This window comes from Streptococcus sp. 2022WUSS135 (assembly GCF_044427045.1).
GTDB lineage: Bacteria > Bacillota > Bacilli > Lactobacillales > Streptococcaceae > Streptococcus > Streptococcus hashimotonensis.
The window spans coordinates 1-7,969 of sequence record NZ_JAOTGL010000044.1 but is presented as its reverse complement, the minus strand read 5'-3'; the positions used below and the strand labels follow the sequence as shown (position 1 = coordinate 7,969).

The window sequence follows — 7,969 nt, the reverse complement described above, 5'->3', positions numbered from 1 at the left end:
CATCACTCGCTTAATGGAGACGTTAGGGGAGCTTTATTTTTAATAGTATCGGGAAGTAGCTCAGCTTGGTAGAGTACTTGGTTTGGGACCAAGGTGTCGCAGGTTCGAATCCTGTCTTCCCGATTATATTATTTTGGCGGTGTAGCTCAGCTGGCTAGAGCGTCCGGTTCATACCCGGGAGGTCGGGGGTTCGATCCCCTTCGCCGCTATATACTCTTGTTTGCTGGACCTTTAGCTCAGCTGGTTAGAGCTCTCGGCTCATAACCGAGCGGTCGTAGGTTCGAGTCCTACAAGGTCCATATATTGGAGGATTACCCAAGTCCGGCTGAAGGGAACGGTCTTGAAAACCGTCAGGCGTGTAACAGCGTGCGTGGGTTCGAATCCCACATCCTCCTTTTCTACTACCGCGGGATGGAGCAGCTAGGTAGCTCGTCGGGCTCATAACCCGAAGGTCGTAGGTTCAAATCCTGCTCCCGCAATTTCTTTAAGATGTGGCTCGGTAGCTCAGTTGGTAGAGCAATGGATTGAAGCTCCATGTGTCGGCGGTTCGATTCCGTCTCGCGCCATTAATTTAACTTTGTCCAAGTTTATTATCTTGGGCGCGTAGCTCAGATGGTTAGAGCGCACGCCTGATAAGCGTGAGGTCGGTGGTTCGATTCCACTCGTGCCCATATTATATTGATGGAGAATTACTCAAGAGGCTGAAGAGGACGGTTTGCTAAATCGTTAGGTCGGGTAACTGGCGCAAGGGTTCGAATCCCTTATTCTCCGTAGTGAACGAGATTATCGCTTGATATTCTCGTTTTATTGTATCTTGGTGAGGGTCTATTATGAATAAATTTTCAAAATTAGTAGTAGTTGTTTCTATCTTTTTATTACTGTCATTTTCTCTTTTGTTTGTTACTTTTTCTAAAGGGTTACAGGTACCATATTTAAATAACCTTATCAGTGTTGTTGTGTCGCCAATTCAATCGGTTATTTCAGTGCCTACTAGATTTTTTTCTGAGCAGAAAGATGTCTTGACAGATTTGATTAACGCTTACGAGGAAAACAAACAATTAAAGGAAGCTATTATGAGCCTTGAAGGGATGGCTGCTGAAAATACTAGCTTGAAAGAAGAGAATGCATCGCTTCGTAGCAGTTTAGGTGTGGTATCTGATTTTCCTGAAAAACAACTTATTCCAGGATCAGTTTTAGTGAGGACTCCTTCATCGTGGTCGGAGCATATTTCAATTAATATTGGTGAGACTAGTGGTGTGACATCTAATGCACTTGTGGTTGCTAATGGTGGATTAGTTGGCATCGTGAGTTCATTGAGTTCAGATTCGGCGGTTGTTACCTTATTTACGAATTCGGATGAATTCACGAATTTGCCTGTGAAAATTTCTGTTGATTCTAAAGAAATTTATGGTATTTTATCAGGCTATGATGCAGATACAAATAGTTTTGTCATTAATCAGTTGAACTCAGTTGATGAAATTGCAGTGGGGAGCAATGTTGTAACGAGTGATTTGGCTGGTGCGACTCCGGCAAATGTCCAAATTGGTAAAGTTGTATCGGTTAAATCAAATAGTAATAGTTTAAATAGAGAAGTATATGTTGAGCCGACAGCTAGTTTTTCAAACATTTATTCGGTTTTAGTGGTAGGTCAAACAAATGCGCAATAAAATGATAGAAATATTTATGTTTCCCATCTTGTTCTTTATTTTATTACTTGATGGACAGATTTCAACGTTGGTAACAAATTGGTCGGTTGGATTATTTACTATTTCAAGTCATTTGGTACTTATGTTAGCTATTTTTTATGCTAACTATGTGTCTCTTGGTTTTTCATTATTCATATTTACTTTGCTAGGTTTGGTATATGATATTAGTTATCTTAATCTGATTGGTATTGCTACTACAACCCTTCCTTTAGTTTTGTATTGCATCTATTTCTTCTTCCAAAGTGCAGTCAGCAAGCGAGGAATTAATATTTTGATTTTACTAGTAGCTATTTTTCAATTTGAATTTATTAGTTATTCATTTGCTCGTATTTTTCATATAACAAACTTGTCTGTATTTATCTTCGTTTTTAATAAATTACTTCCAAGTTTACTATTCAATTTGGTCTTATTTTTCGTACTACAACCGTTATTTGAGCGTTTATTTGGAATAACAAACAAGACATAGAAATGTAATAATTGCGTAATATACTTACGCAATTTTTTTGATAAAATGAGAGAGTCAGAAAGTATAGAGGAGTTATGTTCGGATATGAAGAAAAAAATCTTGGCTACAATTATGTTAAGTACAGTCGTTCTATCTAATGCTAATTATGTAGCTGTGATTAGTGCGAATGATGTAGATAGTCAGATTGCAGCAAAAAATCAACAGATTAGTGAGTTGACAGCACAACAAGCTGAAGCTCAACAACAAGTTGATGCTATTCAAGGACAAGTTGATGCAATTGTTAGTGAACAGGCGAAATTAACAGAAGAAAATACTCGTTTGGAAGCAGAATCGCAGACATTGGGGGCAGATATTGAGCGTTTGTCAGCTGATATTGTATCGCGTGATGGTGCTTTGAGGGAGCAGGCACGTAGTGCTCAAATTGATGGTTCTGCTTCAAGTTACATTAATACAATTTTGGATTCAAAATCAATCATTGATGCTGTTTCTCGTGTTAATGCAATGCGTGAGATTGTTTCAGCTAATAACCGTATGTTGGAACAACAAAAGGCTGATAAAGAAGCGATTGTTGAAAAACAGAAGGCAAACCAAGAAGCAATCACTACTTTGGCTGCTAATCGTCAGAAATTGGAAGATGATGCCCAAGTATTGCAAGTACGTCAAGCTGAATTAGAAGCTGCTAAGTTAAATTTGGCTGTGCAGAAAGCTACTGCTGAAGATGAGAAGAATTCATTACTGGAGAAAAAGGCAGTAGCAGAGGAAGCGGCTCGTCAAGCGGCCGCTCGTCAGGCTGAGTATCAAGCGCAACAAGCTTCTCTAGCGCAACAACAAGTGGCTTCAGTATCGGCACCTGTTGTGTCAACTCCAGTAGCAACTACAGTGACTGAGACGGTTTCAGTACCTTCTCAGTCAGTAAGCACATCTACAACACCGGTATTCTCTGGGTCAAGTAGCTCAGCTGCTGTGAGCAATGCGCGCTATGATGCTTCATCTTACCCGGTTGGTGAGTGTACTTGGGGCGTTAAATCTCAACTTTCATGGGTTGGTCCTTACTGGGGAGATGCTAAACAGTGGTTAGCATCAGCACGTGCTGAAGGTTTTAGTACAGGTTCTACTCCACAAGTGGGTGCAATTGCTGTTTGGACTGGTGGCTATTATGGGCACGTAGCGGTTGTTACGGCTGTTGAATCCTCAACAAGTATCCAAGTCGTTGAATCAAACTATATGGGTCGTCGTTATATTGGTAACCATCGAGGTGGTTATTTCAACCCAACAACGACTTCTGAGGGAGCAGTTTACTACATTTACCCTCCATATTAAGAAATTTTCAAATAGAGCGTGTAGAATTGCGCTCTATTTTTGTTTGAAAAATGGAGGAAAAAGGGTTAAAATAGTAAAGGTAGAAATATATAGGAGGCTGTCATGGCGTTTACTGACTTAAAATTGTTCGCTCTTTCGTCAAATCAGAAGTTAGCTGAACAGGTGTCGAAAAAAATAGGAATTCCTCTTGGAAAATCAAGTGTTCGTCAATTTTCAGATGGTGAAATTCAGGTAAATATTGAGGAATCCATTCGTGGAACTCATGTGTACATTCTTCAATCTACTAGCTCACCAGTTAATGATAATTTAATGGAAATTTTGATTATGGTTGATGCTCTTAGACGTGCATCTGCTGAATCAGTAAACGTAGTAATGCCTTATTATGGTTATGCACGCCAAGACCGGAAGGCTCGTGCACGGGAACCAATTACATCAAAATTGGTGGCTAATATGTTGCAGACAGCGGGGGTCAATCGTTTGTTGACAATTGATTTGCATGCTGCGCAGATCCAGGGATTCTTCGATATTCCTGTTGATCATTTGATGGGTGCTCCATTGATTGCGGATTATTTTGAGCGTCGTGGTATGGTAGGTGATGGCTATGTTGTTGTATCACCTGACCATGGTGGTGTGACACGTGCCCGTAAGTTAGCACAGTTCTTGAAGACACCGATTGCTATTATTGATAAACGTCGTAGTGTTGATAAGATGAATACATCAGAAGTGATGAACATTATTGGCGATATTAAGGATAAAACTTGTATCTTGATTGATGATATGATTGATACTGCGGGTACCATCTGTCATGCAGCGGATGCTTTGGCAGATGCAGGGGCAACAGCTGTTTATGCTTCATGTACGCACCCAGTATTGTCAGGGCCTGCTATGGATAACATTAGTAAGTCAGCAATTAAGAAATTGGTTGTTCTTGATACAATTGAAATTGCAGAAGATCGCTTAATCGATAAAATCGAACATATTTCAACGGCAGAATTATTAGCGGAAGCGATTATTCGTATTCATGAAAAACGTCCCTTGTCACCTTTGTTTGAGGCAAGTCGTGTTAAATAGGTATGAGGAGAGTCAAATGACTCTTCTTTTTTACATTTATTTTCAAAATGTATTATAATAGTTTTATATGTTTTTGAGGTGGCAGAATGGATTTATTAAATCGTTTTAATAAGAATTTGAATCGGATTGAGGTTTCGATGATTCGTCAGTTTGATCAGTCTATTTCGGATGTTCCAGGGATTTTGAAACTGACCTTGGGAGAGCCTGATTTTACAACGCCTGATCATGTCAAAGAAGCGGCTAAGGCTGCAATCGATGCTAACCAGAGCTATTATACTGGTATGGCTGGTCTTTTGGAGTTGCGCCAAGCAGCAGCTGAGTTTGTGGCTGAAAAATATAATTTACACTACAATCCAGAAAATGAAATCCTCTCTACAATCGGTGCGACAGAAGCTCTATCAGCGAGTTTAGTTGCTATTTTAGAAGCTGGGGATACGGTACTTCTACCTGCCCCTGCCTATCCTGGTTATGAGCCGATTGTCAATATGGTGGGAGCAGACATTGTTGAAATCGATACGACGGCAAATGATTTTGTGTTGACACCTGAGATGTTGGAAGAAGCGATTATTGAGCAGGGGGATAAGCTAAAAGCTGTCATTCTCAACTATCCTGCCAATCCAACGGGAGTGACCTACTCACGTGAGCAAATTCAGGCCTTTGCGGATGTCTTGCGTAAGTATCCTGTCTTTGTCCTATCAGATGAGGTCTATGCGGAGTTGACTTACACTGGCCAGCCCCATACTTCGATTGCGGAGTTTTTGCCAGAACAGACCATTTTGATTCAGGGATTGTCCAAGTCCCATGCCATGACAGGTTGGCGGATTGGCTTGATTATGAGTCAGGCTCCCATCATCGCTCAAATCATCAAGAGCCACCAATATCTCGTGACTGCAGCGTCAACTGCTATGCAGTATGGTGCGGTTGAGGCCTTGAAAAACGGTAAGGATGATGCTCTGCCAATGCGGGCGGAGTATATCAAGCGTAGGGATTACATCATCGAGAAGATGACGGACTTGGGCTTTAAAATTATCAAGCCTGATGGAGCATTTTACATCTTTGCAAAAATCCCTGCGGGTTACAATCAAGATTCCTTTAGCTTCTTGCAAGACTTTGCGAGAAAGAAAGCGGTGGCCTTAATTCCGGGTGCAGCCTTCGGTCAGTATGGAGAAGGCTATGTGCGAATTTCCTATGCAGCAAGTATGGAGAAAATTCAAACAGCTATGGTTCGTTTGAAGGAATATCTAGAAGAAAATGGAACGAATTGAAACTAGGGGATTAGTCCTTTACAATCGGAATTTTCGAGAAGATGACAAGCTGGTCAAGATTTTTACAGAGAAGGCTGGCAAGCGAATGTTTTTCGTGAAACATGCTTCTAAGTCCAAGTTGGTAGCTTCTATCCAACCTTTGACCTATGCGGATTTTATCGTTAAAATCAATGATGATGGTCTGTCTTATATCGAAGATTTTCATCAGGTACAGCCATTTAAGAGTATTAACGGTGATATTTTTAAACTTAGCTATGCTACCTACATCTTGGCCTTGGCAGATGCGGCCTTGCAGGATAAGGTTTATGACCCAGCCCTCTTTGCATTTTTGGTCAAGACCTTGGATTTGATGGAGTCGGGTTTGGACTATGAAATTTTGACCAATATCTTTGAAATTCAGCTCTTGGGACGATTTGGGATCAGTCTGAATTTTCACGAGTGTGCTTTTTGTCATCGGGTTGGCTTGCCTTTTGACTATTCCTACAAGTACAGCGGTGTCTTGTGTCCGCAACACTATCAACAAGATGAGCGACGGGCTTATCTGGATCCCAATGTTCCCTATCTACTTGATCAATTTCAGGCTATTTCCTTTGATGAGCTGGAAACCATTTCCATCAAGCCTGAGATGAAGCGAAAATTACGGCTTTTTATTGACCAGCTGTACGAGGAATATGTGGGGATTCACTTGAAATCCAAGAAATTTATAGATGATTTGTCTTCTTGGGGGCAGATTATGAAACCAAGAACAGAAAATGAGGAAACAGAATGAAACGTATTGCAGTAGATGCTATGGGTGGGGACCACGCCCCTCAGGCAGTGGTAGAAGGTGTCAATCAAGCCTTGGCTGCCTTTCCAGACATTGAAATTCAACTTTATGGTGATGAGGCTAAAATCAAGCAGTATTTGACAGTGACAGAGCGTGTCAGCATCGTCCATACGACGGAGAAAATCAATTCAGATGATGAGCCTGTCAAGGCTATTCGTCGTAAGAAAGAGGCTTCTATGGTCCTAGCGACCAAGGCTGTTAAGGATGGTCAGGCAGATGCGGTCTTGTCAGCTGGAAATACAGGTGCTCTTTTGGCGGCAGGCGTCTTTGTCGTCGGTCGCATCAAGAACATCGACCGTCCTGGTCTTATGTCTACCTTGCCGACTATGGACGGTAAGGGATTTGATATGATGGACTTGGGGGCAAATGCTGAAAATACATCTCATCATCTCTATCAGTATGGTATTCTTGGCTCATTTTACGCGGAGCATGTGCGTGGTGTCAAACAACCTCGTGTGGGACTTTTGAACAACGGTACGGAAGATACCAAGGGCACGCCAGTTCACCAAGAAGCCTATAAACTCTTGGCGGAAGACAAGTCAATCAACTTTATTGGCAATGTGGAGGCGCGTGAGTTGCTTAACAGCGTGGCGGATGTGGTCGTGACGGATGGTTTCACGGGAAACGCTGTGCTGAAAACAGTTGAAGGGACTGCAAAATCCATCGTTGGTCAGTTGACTGGCTCAATCAAGAATGGTGGTCTGCGTGCTAAATTGGGTGGTCTCTTGGTCAAACCAACCTTGAAAAAGGCCTTGGGGGCTATGGACTATAAAACTGCAGGTGGTGCTGTCTTGCTTGGTCTGAAAGCACCTGTCATCAAGGCGCACGGATCCAGCGATGCTCAGTCAATTTTCTATACGATCAAGCAGACGCGTTCGATTTTGGAGGCTGGTATTGTTGAAAAATCAGTGGCCAAATTTTCAGTAGTGGAGGAGAGTCATGACTAGAGAGCAGGTCTATCAGCGGGTTGTTGAATTAATTCAGGATGAAAAGGGAGAAGATTTTCAAGTTCAACCTGAATCTACTTTGACAGATAATATTGCAGCAGATTCAGTAGAAATCATGGAATTTGTTCTTAATTTGGAGGATGAATTTCATGTAGATGTCCCAGATGCTGCTATTGAGCATTTTGAGGTCCTATCTGATATTGTTGATTTTATTTATGAAGAAGTAAAAAAACGTTCGTAGTGAACTGCTCCCTGTCAAGTGGACAATGAAATAATAAAAGATTAGGCGACGGCCTTGTTCCTCATTTCAAGAGGGGCAAGGCCGTTGTTGCGTTCTTGAAATCGTTGATGATTATAAAAATAGATGT

The 7,969-nt window shown here is 41.6% G+C and carries 8 protein-coding genes and 8 tRNA genes; all 16 read left to right on the top strand.

Annotation, left to right across the window (positions count from 1 at the left end; genetic code table 11):
- Positions 1 to 49: 49 nt before the first annotated feature.
- Positions 50 to 123 (top strand) — tRNA-Pro (locus ODU45_RS09555).
- Between the two features lie 12 nt (positions 124 to 135).
- Positions 136 to 209 (top strand) — tRNA-Met (locus ODU45_RS09550).
- Between the two features lie 16 nt (positions 210 to 225).
- Positions 226 to 299, top strand: a tRNA-Ile gene (locus tag ODU45_RS09545).
- Between the two features lie 6 nt (positions 300 to 305).
- Positions 306 to 395: transfer RNA gene (locus tag ODU45_RS09540), tRNA-Ser, on the top strand.
- Between the two features lie 10 nt (positions 396 to 405).
- Positions 406 to 479 (top strand) — tRNA-Met (locus ODU45_RS09535).
- Positions 480 to 493: 14 nt separating this feature from the next.
- Positions 494 to 566, top strand: a tRNA-Phe gene (locus ODU45_RS09530).
- Positions 567 to 597: 31 nt separating this feature from the next.
- Positions 598 to 671, top strand: a tRNA-Ile gene (locus ODU45_RS09525).
- A gap of 12 nt (positions 672 to 683) precedes the next feature.
- Positions 684 to 771 (top strand) — tRNA-Ser (locus ODU45_RS09520).
- A 59-nt stretch (positions 772 to 830) separates the two neighbouring features.
- Complete coding sequence (mreC, locus tag ODU45_RS09515; RefSeq protein WP_398581210.1) at positions 831 to 1,667, top strand: rod shape-determining protein MreC; 837 nt, start codon at positions 831 to 833, stop codon at positions 1,665 to 1,667.
- The gene (gene mreD / locus ODU45_RS09510) at positions 1,657 to 2,172 is read left to right on the top strand and encodes a rod shape-determining protein MreD (protein WP_053867121.1); all 516 of its coding nucleotides are present in this window, start codon (positions 1,657 to 1,659) and stop codon (positions 2,170 to 2,172) included. Before mreC ends, mreD begins: the two co-directional genes overlap by 11 nt.
- Positions 2,173 to 2,256: 84 nt before the next feature.
- Positions 2,257 to 3,492, top strand: coding sequence for a peptidoglycan hydrolase PcsB (gene pcsB / locus ODU45_RS09505; RefSeq protein ID WP_398581209.1), 1,236 nt, complete (start codon positions 2,257 to 2,259; stop codon positions 3,490 to 3,492).
- A gap of 102 nt (positions 3,493 to 3,594) precedes the next feature.
- Positions 3,595 to 4,563 (top strand): ribose-phosphate diphosphokinase, encoded by a 969-nt coding sequence (locus tag ODU45_RS09500; RefSeq protein ID WP_053867119.1) that lies wholly within the window; start codon positions 3,595 to 3,597, stop codon positions 4,561 to 4,563.
- Between the two features lie 86 nt (positions 4,564 to 4,649).
- The gene (locus ODU45_RS09495; protein ID WP_029172090.1) at positions 4,650 to 5,828 is read left to right on the top strand and encodes a pyridoxal phosphate-dependent aminotransferase; all 1,179 of its coding nucleotides are present in this window, start codon (positions 4,650 to 4,652) and stop codon (positions 5,826 to 5,828) included.
- Positions 5,815 to 6,597 (top strand): DNA repair protein RecO, encoded by a 783-nt coding sequence (gene recO / locus ODU45_RS09490; RefSeq protein WP_044771111.1) that lies wholly within the window; start codon positions 5,815 to 5,817, stop codon positions 6,595 to 6,597. Before ODU45_RS09495 ends, recO begins: the two co-directional genes overlap by 14 nt.
- Positions 6,594 to 7,601 (top strand): phosphate acyltransferase PlsX, encoded by a 1,008-nt coding sequence (plsX, locus tag ODU45_RS09485; protein WP_167787005.1) that lies wholly within the window; start codon positions 6,594 to 6,596, stop codon positions 7,599 to 7,601. Before recO ends, plsX begins: the two co-directional genes overlap by 4 nt.
- Positions 7,594 to 7,842, top strand: a complete 249-nt coding sequence (locus ODU45_RS09480; protein WP_105138876.1) for a phosphopantetheine-binding protein — start codon at positions 7,594 to 7,596, stop codon at positions 7,840 to 7,842. Before plsX ends, ODU45_RS09480 begins: the two co-directional genes overlap by 8 nt.
- The last annotated feature ends 127 nt before the right edge of the window (positions 7,843 to 7,969 follow it).